We start from the raw sequence: 17813 nt of genomic DNA on the forward strand, positions 1-17813 counted from the left end.
ACCGAAGCACAACCCGCTTCTGCTCCGCCTTGCAACGCTTAGTACGCGGCGGCCCTTACGCCGGCCAGGCCTGAATAGCGGTGGCGCTGAGCTGACCCAGGTGGGCCACCACCCGGTCGGCGTGGTCGAGGTTCTGGCCCTCGGAATGCTCACTCTTGTAGCCGACGCAGGCCATGCCCGCGGCCTTGGCGGCCGTTACGCCGTTGGCCGAATCCTCGATAACCAGGCACTCGTGGGGCGGAACCCCGGCCAATTGGGCCGCGTGCAGAAAAATGGCCGGGTCGGGCTTGGACCGGGGAAAATCCTCCCCGCTGATCAGGTTGTCGAAGTACGGGTAGAGCCCGAAGCGGGTAAAGACCCGGGCAATGGTTTCCTTCGAAGCCGACGAAGCCAGCTGCAGGGGCACCCCGGCCCGGTGCAAATCCTCAATCAGGGGCCGCGCCCCGGGCAGCAGCTCTAGCGTCGTCGACTCGTCGAAGGATTTGCCGAACAGCTCCCGCTTGCGCTGAATCAGGGTTTCTACTTCCTCCCTTAGTCCGAACTGGGCCTTGAGCTCCTGGTACACGTTGCGGGTGGAGGCGCCCAGGAAGGTGGCGTACTCGGCGGCTGTCATCGGAATGCCCAGCTCGGCGAAGTGGCGAAAAAAGGCGTCGTGGTGGAGCGGCTCGGTGTCGACGAGCACGCCGTCCATATCAAAAATGACGGTGCGAATCATGCGGTAAAGGTAGCACTCCTCCTCTTTCACCAAGGCGACAGTTCCCGCCGAGGAGCGCAGAGTGCTTTACCGGGCCAGCACCACGATGTCGGGCACTTCCAGCACGGGCTTGGGGTAGCCCCGGCGCACCACGTTGAGCATGGCCTGCCCCAGCTCGGCCAGCGTGGACACGTAGCGGGGCAAAAAGCGCCGCAGCGCCGGGTACAGCCAGCCGAAGTACTTGTAGTAGGGCAGCGTGTGGCGCAGGCCGGGCGTGGCCTGCATGAAACCGGGCCGGAACATATAGGCCTGTTTGAAGCCGAGCGCCAACAGGTCATTTTCGGTGCGGCCCTTCACCCGGGCCCACATGCTGCGGCCGTGGGCCGAGCTGTCGGTGCCCGCGCCCGAGACGTAGCAAAACGTCAGCTCGGGGTTGCGGGGCAGCAGGGTGTGGGCGAAGTGCAGGGTCAAATCGTAGGTCAGGCGCTGGTACTCGGGCTGCTGCAGACCCACCGACGAGACGCCCAAACAGAAGAAGCAGGCGTTATAGCCCGTGAGCTGGTCCTGAATCGGGGTCAGGTCGTGAAAGTCCGCATGGATAATTTCGCGCAGCTTGGGGTGCGTCACGCCCGAGGGCCGGCGGCTGATGCTAAGCACCTGCTCCACGTCGGGGCTGTTCAGGGCTTCGTGCAGCACCCCCTCGCCCACCATCCCGGTAGCCCCGGTCAGAATTGCTTTGATCTTCATGGGAAGGTAGACGGGTGAGCGGGGCGGATGTTTTAGCGCTGCACCCGTTTACTTTTTCCTAGAATCAGCGGGCGTCGCCAGTATGATCAGCAGACTACCGGCCAGGCCGCACCAGCCATAGATGTTCAGATGGGTTTTTACCCTTCGGCGGTGCGTACAATTTCCGTGTCTACCAATAGACGTAGAATTCCATTTATCTGCGCATCCCTCATAGGCGCCCAGTACGGCAAATCCACAAGCAATTACGAATGCGCCGCCCAATATCCATTTGGGCCGCTTATCCAGGTTCAGCAACTTGGCAAGCAGAATTGCGCCCGCAAAGCCACAGATGAGAAACAGCAATAACCTCATCGTCTAGAGGCGAGGTCTACACCCCCACCGGCTCGGCCAGCACCACGGGCTCCAGCCACTTGCCATCCTCGCGCATGAGCTCGATGAGCTGGTCCACGGCTTGCTCCTCGGGCACCGACTTCTTGATGACTTCCTGGCCGCGGTAGAGGGCAATTTTGCCCTTACCCACGCCCACGTAGCCGTAGTCGGCGTCGGCCATTTCGCCGGGCCCGTTCACGATGCAGCCCATGATGCCGATTTTGACGCCCTTCAAATGGTCGGTGCGCTTGCGGATCATGGCCGTGGTTTCCTGCAAATCGAACAGCGTCCGGCCGCAGCTGGGGCAGCTGATGTACTCGGTCTTAGACATGCGGGTGCGGGCCGCCTGCAGAATGCCGAAGCTGAGCTGGTTGAGCTGGTCCAGAGTCTGAAGCCACTCGCTTTTCGGGCGCTCGGGCAGCAGCTCGGTGCTCAGAATTACCCCGTCGCCGAGGCCGTCGAGCAGCAGGCCGCCCACGTCGGTGGCGGCGTAGAGCTGGGTTTGCTCGGGCGTCAGCGCGGGGTACTGGCGCTGGATAATCACCGGGTTGGTAATGCCATTATTGAGCAGCTCAAAAAACGCCCGGCGGATTTCGGGCATGGCGTGGGCGTTGTCGGTGCGCAGCAGCACGACGGCCGTGGTATCCTGGCGGAGCTGGTCGAGGGCGGCCGGCGTGAGCGAGTCCAGGGTCTGGAACACGAAGTTGAGCTCGGCGTGCCGGGTGCCGGCCACGGCGTACTCGGCTGGGGTCAGCACCGGGTAGTGGTCGGGGCGGGCACCGCCGTCGAGCCAGGCGCTGTAGTCGACAACCTCCTTCAGGCCGTTGGGCAGCATAAACGGCACCGGCCGCTGCCCGCTGTAGAGGTAGTCGGCCCCCAGGTCGTTCATCTGAAACTTGTCGAGGAAGGCCGAGTACAAGTGCCCCACGGCCCGCAGATCGGCATATTCCACCGATGAAAGCCGGGAAATATCTACCATCACCCGGGGCACGTTCTGCCCGCCCAGGTTCTGCACCTCCCGCGTGTAGCGGCGGAAGTACTGGAAGGGGTCGATGGGGATGTTAGTTGTCAGTTGTTGGTTGTTAGTTGTTAGGTCGTTCTTTTCACTGACAACTGACAACTGAGAACTAACAACTAAGGGCCGGATGGGCTTGGCCTCCAGGGCGCGGGTGGTGTAGCGGTCAATCAGGGCCTTGGCCACGGGGGCTTCGGCTTCGGGAGCTTCGGTGAGTGATACGCGCACGGTGTCGCCGAGGCCGTCTTCGAGCAGGGTCCCGATGCCCACGGCCGACTTGATGCGGCCGTCTTCGGCCTCGCCGGCTTCCGTCACGCCCAGGTGCAGCGGGTAGGGCTGCAGGCCTTCCGCATCGAGCTTCTGCACCAGCAAGCGGTAGGCCTGCACCATTACCTGGGTATTGGAGGCCTTCATCGAGAGCACCACGTCGTAGTAGTTTTCCTCCTCGCAGAGGCGCAAAAACTCCAACGCCGACTCCACCATGCCCAGCGGAGTGTCGCCGTAGCGGCTCAGAATCCGGTCGGACAACGAGCCGTGGTTGGTGCCGATGCGCATGGCCGTGCCGTACTGCTTGCAGATCTGGACCAGGGGCCGAAACCGTTCCCGGATCCGGTCTACCTCGGCCGCGTAGCTGCTGTCGGTGTACTCAATGACGTCGAATTTCTTCTTGTCAGCGTAGTTGCCGGGGTTCACGCGCACTTTTTCCACGATGCGGGCGGCCAGCTCGGCGGCGTTGGGCGTGAAGTGAATGTCGGCAATGAGCGGCACCGTGCAGCCCCGCTTGCGCAGCTCCTTCTTGATTTCGAGCAGGTTCTGGGCCTCCTTCACGCTGGGGGCCGTGATGCGCACGTACTCGCAGCCAGCTTCCACCATGCGCAGAGTCTGCTCCACCGAGCCCAGGGTGTCCATGGTGTCTACGGTGGTCATGCTCTGCACCCGAATCGGGTTGAGGCCGCCCATGGGCAGGTCCCCGATTTTCACCTCGCGCGAGAGGCGACGCTTGTATTCGGTCAGGCTGGGGCAGTAAATCTTGGAAGCGGAGGCAGTGGTCATGCTCAAAAACTGGATAGGCGTAGTCAAAACTACGGATAGTCGCGTAAAGTTGCGGCGGGCAAAGGTACGCAAGGTTTGGGCGCGGGACACGTCGGGGCTTGGCCGGTATCAAGCCCGCGTTGGGCGGTACCAGCCCGGCCGGGGCGGCAGGCCGTGGGGCGGGCCACAGGCGAACCGCGGCCGCCGCGGGGCAACTTTTCGCGTGGCCGCCGGTCTATAGTTCTGTATCAACGATGCTTCCATGAAGTCTTTTCTATTGCTGCTGGCCGCCGCGCTGCTGTGGGCTCTTCCGGGCCGGGCCCAGCAGGTTACGGTCATCAAATTCGCGGACCTGCAGCGGCGCCTGAGCCGGCAAAACGACACGACCTACGTGGTCAACTTCTGGGCCACCTGGTGCGCGCCCTGCGTCAAGGAGTTGCCGCTGTTTGAGCAGCTGAGCACGACCCAGGCCGGCAAAAAGGTGAAAGTGCTGCTGGTCAGCCTCGACTACGCCTCCCAACTCGATAAGAAAGTCAAGCCCTTCGTGCTCAAGCGCGGCCTGAAGTCGGAAGTGGTGCTGCTCAACGAGCCCGACCCGAACTCCTACCTGGAAAAAGTAGACCCCAAATGGTCGGGCGCCATTCCGTTCACGCTGATTTGGAACGGTAAAAAGAACCGGCGGGCCACCTTCGAAAAGGAGTTTACCCCGGCCGAGCTGACGGCTGAAATCAATAAGTTTTTGTAGTCAAATCCTTCACCTCATCCTGCTTGCCATGAAAAAGCTCCTCTCCTTCTTCCCCGCCCTGCTGGCCCTGGTGCTGCTCACGGGCTTCGTACTGGGGCCGGCCGGCTACCAGGTCGGCGACAAAGTCGCGGACTTCAAGCTTCGGAACGTGGACGGTAAAACGGTGTCGTTGGCCGATAACAAGGCCGTCAAGGGCTACATCGTCGTCTTTACCTGCAACACCTGCCCCTACGCCCAGGCCTACGAAAGCCGCATTATTGCCCTGCACCAGAAATACGCGCCCCAGGGCTACCCCGTGGTGGCCATCAACCCCAACGACGCGGCCACCGTGCCCGGCGACTCCTACGCCGAAATGAAGGCCCGGGCCGCCAGCAAAAAGTATCCTTTCCCCTACCTGCAGGATGAAACCCAGCTGGTAGCCCGCACCTACGGCGCCACCCGCACGCCCCACCTCTACGTGGTTACCCGCCAGGGCTCCGAATTCGTGGTGAGCTACATCGGCGCCATCGACGACAACTCGGAAGACGCCAAGCTGGTCAAAACCAAATACGTGGAGCAAGCCATGACCGACTTGCTGGCCGGCAAACCCGCCGCCACCAATTCCACCAAAGCCATCGGCTGCACGATTAAGTGGAAAAAAAGCTAATGATTAATGTGCTCAAGTGCTAATGTGGGGGATGTGAGAAATGAAAAACCGTGTCATTGCGAGGCGTGAGCCAAAGCAATCCGTCCTCTGAAATGTACTGAGCTCTTTTAAGTAAAAAAGCCCTTTCCCGTATTCACGAGAAAGGGCTTTTTGGTAAAAGGACCCTAGTCACTAGCAGCGGACGGATTACTTCTGCCTTTGGCTTCGCAATGACACACGCTTTTCATTTCTCACATTCTTCACATTCAAGCACATTCAACCACATTAGCACCTGAGCACATTACCAATTAGCACATTAGCATGATTTTGCCGATATGCTCGCTGCTTTCCATCAGCTCGTGGGCGGCGGCGGCTTCGGCCAGGGAGAAAGTGCGGTGGATAACGGGTTTGAACTTGCCGGCGGCCAGCAGCGGCCACACGTGCCGCTCGACTTCAGCGGCCAGGGCGGCTTTGAAATCGGCGGAGCGGGGGCGCAGGGTGCTGCCGGTGATGGTGAGGCGGCGGCGCATGACTTCCAGGGCGTTGAACTCGGCCCGGGGTCCGCGCGTGGCGTTGATGAACACCAGACGGCCGTCGTCCCGGAGCAGGCTCAGGTTTTTGGGCGTGTAGTCGCCCCCAATCATGTCCAGAATCACGTCGGCGCCGGTTTCGTGCAGGGCAGCTTCGAAATCTTCTTGCTTATAATTGATACAGCGCTGGGCCCCCAGCTCCTCGCAGGCCCGGCACTTGGCGGCGCTGCCGGCGGTGGCCAAAACCGGGGAACCCAGGGCCGCGGCCAGCTGAATGGCGGTGATGCCAATGCCGCTGCTGCCGCCGTGGACCAGCAGGATTTCGCCGGGCTGCAGGGCGCCGCGCTGAAACACGTTGTGCCACACCGTAAACACGGTTTCGGGCAAGGACGCAGCCTGCGCCAGGGTCCAGCCGGCGGGCACGGGCAGGCAGTGGCGGGCCTCGACGACGGCGTACTCGGCGTAGGCCCCGGCCGTGAGCAAGGCACAGACTTCGTCGCCGGGCTGCCAGCGCGTGACGGCGGCGCCGCAGGCTTCCACGGTGCCGGCCAGTTCCAGGCCGGGCACCAGGCCCATCACGTCGGCGGCGCCGCCGTACTTGCCCTGGCGCAGCAGCACGTCGGGCCGGTTGACGCCGGCAGCGGCCACCCGAATCAGGACTTGATGGGGCGCGGGAACGGGTTTTTCTCTTTCCTGAAGCTGCAGCACGGCGGCGGCCCCGGGCTGGGTTATGACAATGGCTTTCATGAGAACAATCAGAAATCCTGGGCCTTAAAGTAAATGCGGAACGTGGAGCCCACGCCCACCTCGCTGTCGACTTCGAGCCAGGCGCCGTTGAGCTGCACCATGCGGTTGACCAGGTACAGCCCCATGCCCGAGCCCTCAACGTGCTCATGAAACCGCCGAAACAGCTGAAACAGCTGGCTGCCGTGCCGCTCCAAATCGATGCCCTGCCCATTGTCGCGCACGGTCAGCACGGGGGTGCCATCCTGCAGGCTGCCCGACACCTCCACCCGGGGCGGCCGGCCGGGCTCGGCGTACTTCAGGGCGTTGCTGAGCAAGTTGTAGAGGATGCTCTGCAGGTTGGGCCGCACGAAGCGCACGGTGGACAGGGCCGCAAAATCGAGGTTAAACTCGGCCTGCAACGCGGCGCTTTGCTCCTGCATGCTGGCCAGCACTTCCCGGGTTAGAGCGGCCAGGTCCACGTTTTCGGCCGGCACCAGGGCGTGGCGGCGCTGCAGCTGCACCACGTCGGAGAGGTCGTGAATGGTTTGGTGAATCTGCTGCAGGGCCCGCTCAAACATGGTGATGAGCTTAATGGCTTCCGGGTCGCGGAAGTAGGCCGTGCGGGTCAGCTCCTCGAAAATGCCGGCCATGTTGTTGATGGGCTGCTTTAAGTCGTGGGAGGCGGTGTAAACGAAGCTGTCCAGGTCGGCGTTGGTGCGGGCCAGCTGCTGGTTGCGGGCTTCTAGCTGCTGCCGGGCCTGCTTAAAGTCGTCGATATCAGTACTGGTGCCAAACCACTTGACCACTTGGCCGGCCGCGTCGCGCATGGGCGTGGCCCGGTGCAAAAACCAGCGGTAGCGCTCGTCGTGGGCCGAAAGCAGCTGACTTTCCTGCTCATAATCGGTACCGCTGTGCATGCCGGCCATGAAGTTGGCCGTAATATTTTCCCGTTCCGCTGGCGGCAGCAGCTCGGTCCAGCCAAACTCCAGCGCATAGGCCACCGACCGGCCCGTCAGTTCCGTCCAGCGCTGGTTGATGTAGTCCAGCTGTCCATCGGGGCGGGCAGTCCACACAATCTGCGGGATGCTTTCGGCCATAAAGCGGAACTGCTCTTCGCTTCGCTGCAGCTGGTTTTGCAGCTCGCGCTGCTCGTGATTGTCCACCAAAGTGCCGTACCAGCGCAGGGCCTGCCCCTGGGCATCGTACTCGGGCACGCCCCGGCTGATTTGCCAGCGGTAGTGCCCGTCGTGGTGGCGCAGGCGGTAGTGCAGTTCCCAGGGCTCCCCGCGCATGAGAGCCTGGCGCAGGCGGCGGCGCACCTCGGGCTGCTCGTCGGGGTGCACCAGGGCCGTGAAGATGTCGCCGGTTTGCAGCTCGGTGGTTTGGCCCGTGTAGTGGTACCACTGCGGACTCAGGTACTGCATCGTGCCATCCGGGGCGCAGATAAACGACACGGCGGGCAGGGCCTCGGTCATGCGGCGCAGGCGCAGGTCGCGGCGGCCGATTTCGGCGGCCAACGCGCCGGCGCTCTGCCGGGCCCGCACCCGCTCGGTGGTATCGACGGCAAACGCCAGCACCCCAAAAATCTGCCCCTGCTCGTCGCGCAGGGCCTGAAACGTCAGGTCCAGATAGAGGCTCGGGGCGCCGGCTGGGCGGCCCACGGGCTGAATCGGCACCTCGTGGCCCACGAAGGTTTCTCCGGTCTGGAACACCTGGTCGAGGCGGGCTACAAAGCCCTGCTCGACCAGCTCGGGAAGCAGCTCGGCCAGGGGCTGGCCCAGTACGGCGCGGTTGTTCATCAGCGCATTATGGGCCTCGTTGAAGAAGGCGTAGCGGTGCTCGGGCCCGTCCATGGTGGCTATAATGGCCGGCGCCTGGCCCAGAATCTGGCTCAGGCGCTGGTCCTGGCGGCGCAGCTGCTCCTGCACCCGCTTCTGGTCGTCGATATCGGTGTTGGTGCCCAGCCACTGGGTTATTTCGCCGGCCGAGTTGCGCAGGGGCAGCAGGTTGCCCAAAAACCAGCGGTAACGCCCGTCGGCCCCGCGCAGGCGGTGCTCGGTCTGAGCTCCGGTGCCAGTGCGGATGACGGCGGGCAGGCCCTGAAAAGTCGTGGTCTGATCATCCGGGTGCACGAAACGGGCCCAGCCCGTGCCCAGCAGCTCCTGGGCCGTAGCGCCGGTGTAGGCCTGAAAGCTGCGGTTGGTGTAGCTTACCTGCCCGTCGTCGGGGCGGGCCGTCCAGGTGAGCTGGGGCAGGGCCTCGAGCAGCTGGCTGAAGTGGGCCGTGCTGGCGGCCAGCTCCTGGCTCAGGCGTTTCTGCTCGTGAATGTCTACCGTGGAGCCGTACCATTTCAGGCCCTCATCGGTAAGGGCGGGCACGGTGTGGCTCAGGTGCCAGCGGTAGAGCCCATCGTGGCGGCGCAGGCGTACTTCCAGGTTCCAGCCCCGCTTTTCGGCCAGGGCAGCGGCGTATTCGGCCCGGGCCCGGGCCCGGTCGTCGGGGTGGAGCAGCGCGTCCCAGACCTCGTTCACGTCGGTACTTTCGGGGTAGCCCGCGTACTGCCGCCACTGGGGGCTGGTATACTCGGTGCGGCCCGCGGCATCGTTGATAAAGGTCATTACGGGCAGGGCCTCGGTCATGCGGCGCAGCCGCTCGTCGCTGCGCTGCAGCTGGGTGGCCAGGCCCTCAGCCCGCTGCCGGGCCAGCACCTGCTCGGTAACTTCCACCAGAAACGCCAGAATACCCTGGGGCTGGCCCTGATTGTCGCGCAGGGCCTGGTAGGTAAAGTTCAGGTAGTGCAGGCGCAGCTCCCCGGTGGCCGGATCAGTCAGCCAAACGGGCATTTCCTGGCCCACGTAGGGCTGCTGAGTGCGGTATACCTGGTCCAGAATGGGCAGAAAGCCCTGCTCAGCCAGCTCGGGCAGCACGGTGGCCACAGGTCGGCCCAGCGCGGCGCGCCCCCCCACGAGCTGCTCGTAGCGGGCGTTAAAAAAGGCGTAGCGGTGCTCGGGGCCTTCCAGCGTGGCAATCATGGCCGGAGCCTGGGTCAGGATCTGGCGCAGGTATTCGTCCTTGGTTTCGAGCTGGCGCTGAAACTGCTTCTGGTCGTCGATATCCACGCTGGAGGCGTACCAGCGGGCAATGGAGCCGTCTTCGGGCCGCCGCAGGGGCACGGCCCGCAGCAGGTGCCAGCGGTAGAGCCCATCGTGGCGGCGCAGGCGGTACTCCCCCGACCAAGGCTGGCCCAGGGCGCGGCCCCGGGCAAAGTCGGCCTGCAGGCGGCGCCGGTCCTCGGGGTGCAGGGGTTCCGTCCAGTGGCGGAACCCGGGCTCGGGCTGCTGGCCCGTGAATTCGTAGCGCTGGGGGTTGATGTACAGAATCTGTCCCTGGTCGTCGGCAATGTAAATGAAGAGCGGCAGGGACTCCACCATGGTCCGAAACTGGGCGTCCTGCTCCCGGATTTCGGCCATCAGCTCGGCCGTGCGCTGCTTGGCCTCCACCCGCTCCGTGACGTCGATACCAAAGACCAGAATACCCTGGGTCTGGCCCTGCTCGTCGGTCAGGGGCTGGAGCACGCCGTCGAAGTAGAGCGTGGCCACGGAGCCATCGGCGGCGGGCGGCTGCTCCATGGGCATTTCCGTCAAGACAAACGGCTCCCCAGTCCGGTAGATTTCATCCACGAGCTTGATGTAGCCGTTGGTAACCAGCTCGGGCACGGCCAGGGCGGCGGGCATTCCCGCCCGCACTTTGCCCCCGAAGAGCTGGTTGCCCCGCTCGTTGAGGAAGCCGTACACGTGGTCGGGCCCGAGCAGGGTGGCAATGTGGGCGGGCACCTGGCTCAGAATCTGCTGGAAGTGGCGGTCCTGGGCCGCCAGGCGCTGCTCGGTTAGCTTCTGGTCGTGAATATCGAGCGTGGTGCCCGTCCAGCCCGTCACGGCGCCGGCCGCATCCCGGCGCGGAATACCGCGCACCAGGTGCCAGCGGTACTGCCCATCGGCGCGGCGCATGCGGTACTCCACGGCGTAGTCGGTGGCCGCGGCCCGGGCCTGGCGCCAGGTTTCCAGCACCCGGGCCCGGTCGTCGGGGTGCACCACGGCCAGCCACCCGTCAGCATTGGCCTGGGCTAGGCTGAGGCCCGTGTATTCCAGCCACCGCACGCTGTGGTAGTCGGCCCCGCCGTCGGCGCGGGTCGTCCACACAATTACGGGCAGCGTGTCGAAGAGCTGGCGGTAGTCGGTGTCGGCGGCGGACACTTCGGCGGGCTCCAACTTAATTTCCACCGTGGGCTCAGCCCGGTACAGCAGGTAGCGCAGCTCGTTTTCGGGGCCCCACACCGGCCAGGTGCGGTGCTGCCAGCCTCCGGCCCGGGCCTCGTGCGCGGCCCCGGAGCGGGCCACGGCCGCGACGCCGGTTTGCAGTTCGGCGCCGACCAGGCCTTGCTCGGCCGCGGCCCCGGGGGCAAAGACGGCTGCCGCGGCCTGGCCCAGCAGCTGATCCAGGGGCTGCCCGGCCACTTCGGCCGCCCGGGCGGAAGCGGCTACGATGGTCAGCTCCGGGGTGAGGGCCAAATGGATGCCGGGCAAGGCTGCAAACAGAGCTTGATAGTCGGGATGGGCAGGCATAAGAGAATCGTAACAGGCCGCAGAAGCTCCTTGCTGGCGGGGCAGTATACGCAAGAGCCCCCAAACTGAAGCATTCCGCCGCCGGATTGTTGCTTTGCCGGACACTTTTTAGCGTCCCGGGCCGGCCGCCGGGTATGGTGGTTTCGCCGGCGTCATTGCTTTTTTTAGCCTTTCTTCGCGCCATCGCGTAGCAGCTATTACGCCCCTCACCCCATGAAAAAGCCTTTATTTCTGCCGCCCCTGTTTACCGCCGCCCGCACCGCCGGCCTGGCCGCTTGGCAAACCGGCCGCCTCTTCCAGCAGCTGGCCAAAAAAGCCCTGGACTCGATTCAGGACGTTTTGCGGGCCGAGGTGCAGAAAGGCAACGTGCAGCTCGTGGCCGACTTTCTGGCCGATAAAGCCCTGCCCGCCGCCAAGGCCCTGCTGCTGGAGCGCATGACGGCCCGCCTGCTGGTGCGTATTGGTTTGCGGGGCGCTTTGGCCTCCAATGTGGTGGGCTGGATTCTGCCCTTCGTGCTGGAACGCCTGGTAAAAGTAGGCGTCAGCACCGGCTTTTTCGAGAAAGTACGCACCCACACCACCGTGGCCGACACGCTGCGCCGCCTCGACGAGCTCCGGCGCGCCGCCTGGAAAACCATGGTGCCCGACGCCGGCAGCGGGGCCGAAGTCTTGCCCGACGACCATCAGTTGCCCGCCCAACTGCCGCCGGTCCGTCCGCAGGGGGAGCGCCAGGAATGGAGCCAACAGTAAGTATTCGGCCTTTCTCTTAGTGGCAGAGTAGGGTTTTGCTTTTCCAAGCTTTACTTGCCTTACCCGACCCGCTTATTTGATTAGCCTATTTTCTACCTGCCTGATGCTACGCCACTTACCGCTTTTTCTCTTCGCCCTGCTCCTGCTGACGTCTTCCGCCTGCCGGAAAGACACGGTGGCACCGGCACCGGCACCGGCGCGGCCCCCGCGCTGGAGGGCCGCTGGACGATGCAGAGCACGACGGCCAACTTCTACAGCCCGACCGGGCAGCTGCTCTCAAAGCAAGCCAACCAGAACGACCCGTACTATATGGTTATTACCAGCGAAACGCTGGAGTTCTTTTCATCGAAGGACGACCGTTCGCTGGGCCGCAGCACCCTAAAGCGCGAGGGCAGCCTGCTACGGCTGGAGGCCCCCCTGAAAAGCCCGACTATTGCCGAGCTTACCGACCACCAGCTCACGCTTCGCTACGAGAAAATGTCGACCTATCTTTCGGGCGACTACGTGACGGGGGAAGATGTGTACGTGCGTTAAGCTAGGAAAATAGCCCCGCCGTATGGGCGGCCCGAATCAGGTCGGGGGCGGTTTTGAGGGCCACCAGCACGAAGCGCTTGGCCGACTCTTTCACCTCGTCCTTGCTGACTTCCCGGGACTCGTCGCGCACAAACTCCGCCAGCAGCTTAAAGGACTGGGCAATAGCCTCGTGCCGGGGCTTGGCGGCGTGCAGCTCCTGGTGCACCACGGCCAGCTGGGCCCGAAGCTTGTCGCGCCGGGAGGTGAAAACCGAGTCGTTTTCCAGGTGGGGCCGCACCCGCTCGACAAGCTCCACTAAGGGCCGCAGCTTGGTGGCCGTGGTAGCGGCCGTGGTTACGAGCGGGTCCAGGAGCCGGTCCCGTTTCCGCGGCCGGACGGCAGTCAGGGCTCCGTGCAGCGGCGCCGCGGGCGTCGGCAGCTCCTCGGCTACCCGGTTTTTATCAGCCTCCATACCATGACGAATCTAGTGCTGTACTAAAAGTACTACCGCCGCCGCTGGATTTCCAATTTTGCCTGGTGTTTGGAACGTGGTAATCGACATTTTTGCCGGCGGCTGAGGCGCAGAAAATCCGCCGGGAAGCGCGTACCTTGACCGTGTCACCCGTTGCCGTCAGGCCCCAACCACGCCGCTACCAATGCCTGATTCTACCCTCCCCGACCACCCCACCCCCCCGGCCGCCGACGCCTCGCCGGAGCAGCAGCGCGCCTACCAGCGGAGTTTGTGGAATCATTTGCTGCTGGACGAAACCTGGCGCCGCACCCGCTTCAACCCCGCCCCTAATGCTCTGCTAGCCGAAATCGTGCGCGACTTACCACCCGGCCGGGCCCTGGACGTGAACATGGGCGAGGGCCGCAACGCCCTGCACCTGGCCCGCCTCGGCTGGCAGGTCACGGGCGTGGATATTGCCGAGCAGGCCCTGCACTACGCCCAACAACGCGCCCGGGAGCTAGGCGTAGCGCTGACCACCGTCGAGCACGACGCGGCTTCTTTCGATTGGGGCCAAAGTAGCTGGAACCTGCTGGTGCTGTGCTACGCCGACGAACAGGCCCACGCCGGCCGAGCCGCCCAGGCCCTGACGCCCGGCGGCCTGGTGGTCTTCGAAAACTTTCATTTTGACGTTAATCAGGCCCGGCAAAGCCCACCCGGCCAGGAAATAGGCTTTCGCACCAATGCGCTGCCCAACCTCTACCGCGCGGCTGGCTTCCGGATTCTGCGCTACGAGGAGCCGGTAGCCGTGGCCGATTTTTCTAGGGAAACCCAGCGCCTGGTGCGGCTGGTGGCGCAAAAGCTGTAAGTTGGGCCGAGCTGCACCCCTCAGCTCTTCCTTCGGGCGTCAAGCCGGGTGGTCCAATTACTGACCGTTATTGCTTAGCTCTAATGCCCAGATTATTATTCTCTGTCTTCGTCGTGCTGTGTGCCCACTCTGCTTTAGGGCAAACCAGCGCGGGGCCCCGCGTAGCTTATTACAGCCCCCGCAACCGGCTTACCCCCACTTTTACCACCCTAGCTGACACCACTGGCCAGCCGCGGTACCTGGTCCTGAAAGCCCCTATCAAAGCCATCAGTGCGCCCGCGCCCGGCTGGCTCCGAATTCAGCGGGGCCACAATACGGTGCTGGTTGCGGCCCGGCGCCTGGTTCGGTACCCCGACCCCATCGTGTTGCCCCTCGCGGCGGGCACCGGCCAGATTACGTTTAGCACCACCATCGGGGCCGACAGTCTGAAGCTCAACGAACTGGCCGCCCGCAGCTACGCCTGGCTGGAGCAGCAGCTGGGCCCAGTGAAGGTCGACAGTCCCCGGCCCGACACCTTGGTGATGAGCAGCCGCACCTGGGTTCCCATGGATTTGCTCAACTCTTCGGGCCGCACCACGGCTTTCCAGCTCTGGTACACGCTGCGCCTGACGCTCACCAACGGCTGGCTGCGCTACGAAATCAGCCGCTTCAGCCGCGCCGCCGAGCCCAGCCCCGGAAATCCCCACCCCCGCCTGATTCCCTTGGAGAAAATTCTGCCGCCCGGGCGGGAGTTCAACCCGGCCACCGGCCCGGGCTACCGGCAGAATCAGCAGCGCCAGCAGGTGCAGGCCACCGCCGCCGAACTGCTCGAGTCGCTGCAGGAAGCAGTGCAGCGGGCGGAAGGCGAAAGTTGAGCCCACGGGCAAGCCGAAGGGTAAGCATAAGCGTTTTGCTATCTTTCAGCCCATTGAACCCGGCGCCACTACCGGCCAGCTACTCCTCTGTTATCTTCCTTCCTTGCTTTTCTTATGCCCCAACACCCTACCCCCACTCCCCCCGCAGCCGGGGTTTCTGTTTCCAGCAAACACGGCATCATCATCCTGGTCGTCCTCCTGATCATAATAGCCCTTTTCGGTAAGTCCACGACTTCGACGCCCCCTACTCCGCAGCCCGAACAAACAACTTCAGCAGTTGCTACTGATACACTGGGCACACGGGCAGATTCCGCCGCCGCCGAGTAACTAACTGAACTGCTTAGGCATACCAGTAATTTTTTTCGGAGCCTCTACCGCCGAACAGTTACCCCTAAGCTTCTTCATCTGTCTTTATGCCCCGCTTATCATCCCTATTCCTGCTGTGCCTGACGCTGCTGGCCGCCTGCAAGAAAGCACCGGTGCAGCCCGAACCGGAGCCCGCCTTGGCAGGCCGCTGGAACCGCAACGTCTTTGCCTATACCGATTATGACCCAGCCGGTAAGGTTGTGGCGACTACCGAAGATCAGCTGGCCGGGCAAGGCCTGTACTTTACCTTCTCGGCCGACACCATACGGTACTTCGAGAATCAGGTGCTGCTTTCGAGCAGCCGCTACGCCCGCGAAGGGTCGGTGCTGCACGTGACGCACTACAACGTGAATCTGCGCCAGACGGAAAAATACGACCTGACAATTGCCGAGCTGACGGACGCCAAGCTGGTTTTTCAGCGCCGTTTGGTTGGTCCCAGCGGGTACTACTCCATTACGACCACCACCTGCGGTCGGTAAGCTCCGCGTTTCCCTGTGGTTATTGTTCTAGTAGAGCCGGAGTCAGTTTCTGATTTCTACTACCATATAAAACACAAAAAAGCCGCCCCACCCGGAACGGCTTTAGTGAAATCGAGAACCGGAGAAAATTCCCACCCAACTCCGGCTCGATTCTAACCTCTGGACTTAGTGCCGGAACAAAAGTTCGCGGTACTTTACCAAAGGCCAGTCCTCATCGGCCACCATCAGCTCCAGCTTATCGACGGAGCGGCGGATGGGGTCGAAATGCGTTTTAACCGTGTCGCAGTACGCAATGGCACGCTCCCGGGTATCCTCAATCTTGTTGGCCACCTTGCGGGCATTCACCATCTCGTCCACCTGGGTTTTGATGATGGCAATGTGGCGCGAAATAGCTTTAATCGTGTCTACCGTTACCTGCGAGAGTTCGTCGTCGAGGCCCAGTTCGCGCAGACCGCGCACGTTAGTAATGAGCTTGGTCTGGTAGGCCACGGCCGTCGGAATGATGTGGTTCACGGCCAAATCACCCATTACGCGGCTTTCAATCTGGATTTTCTTCATGTAATCTTCCAGCAAGATGTCGTGGCGGGCGTGCAACTCCACGTGCGAGAAGATGTTGTGGCGGGCAAACAGGTCGGCGGCATCCTCGCGCACCAGGGCGTCGAGGGCCTGGGGCGTGGTGGGGATGTTCGAGAGGCCGCGCTTCTCGGCTTCTTCCTTCCACTCATCCGAGTAGCCGTTGCCTTCGAAGCGGATGTTCTTGGAGCTGATAACGTACTCGCGCAGCACCTCCACGATGGCCACTTCCTTCTTTTTGCCCTGCTCAATCAGCGCGTCAACCGACTCCTTGAACTCGATGAGCTGCTCGGCCACGATGGTGTTGAGCACCGTCATGGACGACGAGCAGTTGGCCGACGAGCCCACGGCGCGGAACTCGAACTTGTTGCCGGTGAAGGCGAAGGGCGAGGTGCGGTTGCGGTCGGTGTTGTCGAGCAGAATAGCCGGAATCTTGTCGATGCCGAGCTTGAGGTAGATGTTGTCGCCTTTGTCGAGCGGCAGCTTGGCCGTGCGCTCCAGCTCATCCAGCACCGAGTTCAGCTGCGAACCCACGAACACCGACATGATGGCCGGCGGGGCTTCGTTAGCACCGAGGCGGTGGTCGTTGGAAGCCGAGGCAATGCTGGCGCGCAGCAAGTCACCGTAACGGTGCACGGCTTTGATGGTCGTGATGAAGAAAGCCAGGAACTGCAGGTTTTCCTTGGGGCGGCGGCCGGGAGCCAGCAGGTTCACACCCGTGTCGGTGCTCATGGCCCAGTTGTTATGCTTGCCCGAACCGTTGACGCCCGCAAAAGGCTTCTCGTGCAGCAGCACTTTCAGGTTGTGCTTCTCGGCCACGCGGTCCATGATGTCCATGAGCAGCTGGTTGTGGTCGACGGCCAGGTTGGCGTCCTCGAAGGTGGGGGCGCACTCGTACTGGTTGGGCGCTACCTCGTTGTGGCGGGTGCGCAGCGGAATGCCCAGGCGGTTGGACTCTTCCTCAAACTCCAGCATAAAGGCGTGCACCCGGCTTGGAATGGAGCCGAAGTAGTGGTCTTCGAGCTGCTGGCCCTTGGCCGGAGCGTGGCCAAACAGCGTGCGGCCGGTCATCACCAGGTCGGGGCGGGCGTCAAACAGCGCCTTATCGACAATGAAGTACTCCTGCTCGATACCCAGCGTGGTGCTCACGCGGTTTACGTCCTTGTCGAAGTACTGGCACACGTCCACGGCGGCCTGCTCCAACGCGGCCAGCGACTTGAGCAGCGGGGCTTTGTAATCGAGGGCTTCACCGGTGTAGGCCACGAAAATCGTGGGAATGCACAGGGTTTTGGCGCCGGCCGTTTCGATGATGAAGGCGGGGGAAGTCGGGTCCCAGGCGGTGTAGCCGCGGGCTTCGAAGGTATTGCGGATGCCGCCGTTGGGGAACGACGAAGCATCGGGCTCCTGCTGCACCAGGGCCGAACCTTTAAAGTTCTCAACCGGGCGGCCGTCGGAGTTCAGATCAAAGAAAGAGTCGTGCTTTTCGGCCGTCGAGCCGGTCAGGGGCTGGAACCAGTGGGTGTAGTGCGTGGCGCCCTTGGCCATGGCCCAGGTTTTCATGGCCGAAGCTACGGCGTCGGCCACGGAGCGCTCTACCGGCGAGCCTTGCTTAATAGCGGCTTGGAGCTTCTTGAAGTATTCGCCCGGCATGGTAGCGCGCATGGCGTCCAGGTTGAACACGTTCTTGCCGAAGCTGTCGGAGCGACGCTCGTCGGAAGTAACAACGGCCTGCGGCTTGCGCTGGTCGACTAACTCAAGAGCTTTAAAGCGGAGAATTGCCATGTACGGTGAAGACGGAAAGCAACGATTGGTAATTGACTGAGGCAAATGTAAGAGCACTTACTCGGCATTTGCAAC

The 17813-nt window shown here is 63.0% G+C and carries 14 protein-coding genes; 7 read left to right on the top strand and 7 right to left on the bottom strand.

What is annotated here, in order from left to right:
- Positions 1-55: 55 nt before the first annotated feature.
- From CLV45_RS10110 to ispG, 3 genes are all read right to left on the bottom strand, one after another.
- Positions 56-715, bottom strand: coding sequence for an HAD family hydrolase (locus CLV45_RS10110; RefSeq protein ID WP_100336234.1), 660 nt, complete (start codon positions 713-715; stop codon positions 56-58).
- 66 nt (positions 716-781) lie between these two features.
- Entirely contained in the window at positions 782-1441 is a 660-nt protein-coding gene (locus tag CLV45_RS10115; protein ID WP_100336235.1) for an NAD-dependent epimerase/dehydratase family protein, read from the bottom strand.
- A gap of 367 nt (positions 1442-1808) precedes the next feature.
- A complete protein-coding gene (gene ispG, locus CLV45_RS10120) occupies positions 1809-3878 on the bottom strand; it encodes a (E)-4-hydroxy-3-methylbut-2-enyl-diphosphate synthase (RefSeq protein WP_100336236.1) in 2070 nt (689 codons plus the stop codon).
- Positions 3879-4119: 241 nt separating this feature from the next.
- Here ispG and CLV45_RS10125 point away from each other — a divergent pair, with 241 nt between their 5' ends.
- Positions 4120-4602: a TlpA family protein disulfide reductase gene (locus CLV45_RS10125; protein WP_100336237.1), complete on the top strand. Its 483-nt coding sequence runs from the start codon at positions 4120-4122 to the stop codon at positions 4600-4602.
- 28 nt (positions 4603-4630) lie between these two features.
- Entirely contained in the window at positions 4631-5248 is a 618-nt protein-coding gene (locus CLV45_RS10130) for a thioredoxin family protein (RefSeq protein ID WP_100336238.1), read from the top strand.
- Between the two features lie 287 nt (positions 5249-5535).
- Here the strand turns inward: CLV45_RS10130 and CLV45_RS10135 are convergent, their stop codons facing one another.
- Together CLV45_RS10135 and CLV45_RS10140 are read right to left on the bottom strand one after the other, a co-directional pair.
- Entirely contained in the window at positions 5536-6504 is a 969-nt protein-coding gene (locus CLV45_RS10135; RefSeq protein WP_100336239.1) for an NAD(P)H-quinone oxidoreductase, read from the bottom strand.
- A gap of 8 nt (positions 6505-6512) precedes the next feature.
- Positions 6513-11105 carry a PAS domain S-box protein gene (locus tag CLV45_RS10140; RefSeq protein ID WP_100336240.1) on the bottom strand — a complete coding sequence of 1531 codons (4593 nt, stop codon included), beginning with the start codon at positions 11103-11105 and terminating at the stop codon, positions 6513-6515.
- 213 nt (positions 11106-11318) lie between these two features.
- On the opposite strand from CLV45_RS10140, the gene CLV45_RS10145 reads away from it, so the two are divergent.
- The gene (locus CLV45_RS10145; RefSeq protein WP_100336241.1) at positions 11319-11855 is read left to right on the top strand and encodes a hypothetical protein; all 537 of its coding nucleotides are present in this window, start codon (positions 11319-11321) and stop codon (positions 11853-11855) included.
- A 228-nt stretch (positions 11856-12083) separates the two neighbouring features.
- A complete protein-coding gene (locus tag CLV45_RS10150; protein ID WP_100336242.1) occupies positions 12084-12389 on the top strand; it encodes a hypothetical protein in 306 nt (101 codons plus the stop codon).
- Between the two features lies 1 nt (position 12390).
- Here CLV45_RS10150 and CLV45_RS10155 read toward each other — a convergent pair whose 3' ends face one another.
- On the bottom strand, positions 12391-12840 hold the full coding sequence (locus CLV45_RS10155; RefSeq protein WP_100336243.1) for a hypothetical protein: 450 nt from the start codon (positions 12838-12840) through the stop codon (positions 12391-12393).
- Between the two features lie 184 nt (positions 12841-13024).
- On the opposite strand from CLV45_RS10155, the gene CLV45_RS10160 reads away from it, so the two are divergent.
- The 3 genes from CLV45_RS10160 to CLV45_RS10170 all read left to right on the top strand — a co-directional run bounded on the left by CLV45_RS10160 (position 13025) and on the right by CLV45_RS10170 (position 15383).
- On the top strand, positions 13025-13684 hold the full coding sequence (locus CLV45_RS10160) for a class I SAM-dependent methyltransferase (RefSeq protein ID WP_100336244.1): 660 nt from the start codon (positions 13025-13027) through the stop codon (positions 13682-13684).
- A gap of 83 nt (positions 13685-13767) precedes the next feature.
- Complete coding sequence (locus tag CLV45_RS10165; protein ID WP_157807403.1) at positions 13768-14538, top strand: DUF4468 domain-containing protein; 771 nt, start codon at positions 13768-13770, stop codon at positions 14536-14538.
- Positions 14539-14951: 413 nt separating this feature from the next.
- Positions 14952-15383, top strand: coding sequence for a hypothetical protein (locus tag CLV45_RS10170; RefSeq protein WP_100336246.1), 432 nt, complete (start codon positions 14952-14954; stop codon positions 15381-15383).
- Between the two features lie 165 nt (positions 15384-15548).
- On the opposite strand, the gene CLV45_RS10175 is transcribed toward CLV45_RS10170, so the two are convergent.
- Positions 15549-17738 carry a glutamine synthetase III family protein gene (locus CLV45_RS10175; RefSeq protein WP_100336247.1) on the bottom strand — a complete coding sequence of 730 codons (2190 nt, stop codon included), beginning with the start codon at positions 17736-17738 and terminating at the stop codon, positions 15549-15551.
- Between the last annotated feature and the right edge of the window lie 75 nt (positions 17739-17813).

This window comes from Hymenobacter chitinivorans DSM 11115, from assembly GCF_002797555.1.
Classification (GTDB): domain Bacteria; phylum Bacteroidota; class Bacteroidia; order Cytophagales; family Hymenobacteraceae; genus Hymenobacter; species Hymenobacter chitinivorans.

What these genes read in the sequence shown, in the direction of transcription:
- CLV45_RS10165 (WP_157807403.1), top strand. Translation starts at nt 13,768, where the DNA reads ATGCCCAGATTATTATTCTCTGTCTTCGTCGTGCTGTGTGCCCACTCT.
- CLV45_RS10160 (WP_100336244.1), top strand. Translation starts at nt 13,025, where the DNA reads ATGCCTGATTCTACCCTCCCCGACCACCCCACCCCCCCGGCCGCCGAC.
- CLV45_RS10135 (WP_100336239.1), bottom strand. Translation starts at nt 6,504, where the DNA reads ATGAAAGCCATTGTCATAACCCAGCCCGGGGCCGCCGCCGTGCTGCAG.
- CLV45_RS10140 (WP_100336240.1), bottom strand. Translation starts at nt 11,105, where the DNA reads ATGCCTGCCCATCCCGACTATCAAGCTCTGTTTGCAGCCTTGCCCGGC.
- CLV45_RS10110 (WP_100336234.1), bottom strand. Translation starts at nt 715, where the DNA reads ATGATTCGCACCGTCATTTTTGATATGGACGGCGTGCTCGTCGACACC.
- CLV45_RS10130 (WP_100336238.1), top strand. Translation starts at nt 4,631, where the DNA reads ATGAAAAAGCTCCTCTCCTTCTTCCCCGCCCTGCTGGCCCTGGTGCTG.
- CLV45_RS10170 (WP_100336246.1), top strand. Translation starts at nt 14,952, where the DNA reads ATGCCCCGCTTATCATCCCTATTCCTGCTGTGCCTGACGCTGCTGGCC.
- CLV45_RS10175 (WP_100336247.1), bottom strand. Translation starts at nt 17,738, where the DNA reads ATGGCAATTCTCCGCTTTAAAGCTCTTGAGTTAGTCGACCAGCGCAAG.
- CLV45_RS10145 (WP_100336241.1), top strand. Translation starts at nt 11,319, where the DNA reads ATGAAAAAGCCTTTATTTCTGCCGCCCCTGTTTACCGCCGCCCGCACC.
- CLV45_RS10115 (WP_100336235.1), bottom strand. Translation starts at nt 1,441, where the DNA reads ATGAAGATCAAAGCAATTCTGACCGGGGCTACCGGGATGGTGGGCGAG.
- CLV45_RS10155 (WP_100336243.1), bottom strand. Translation starts at nt 12,840, where the DNA reads ATGGAGGCTGATAAAAACCGGGTAGCCGAGGAGCTGCCGACGCCCGCG.
- CLV45_RS10125 (WP_100336237.1), top strand. Translation starts at nt 4,120, where the DNA reads ATGAAGTCTTTTCTATTGCTGCTGGCCGCCGCGCTGCTGTGGGCTCTT.
- ispG (WP_100336236.1), bottom strand. Translation starts at nt 3,878, where the DNA reads ATGACCACTGCCTCCGCTTCCAAGATTTACTGCCCCAGCCTGACCGAA.
- CLV45_RS10150 (WP_100336242.1), top strand. Translation starts at nt 12,084, where the DNA reads ATGCAGAGCACGACGGCCAACTTCTACAGCCCGACCGGGCAGCTGCTC.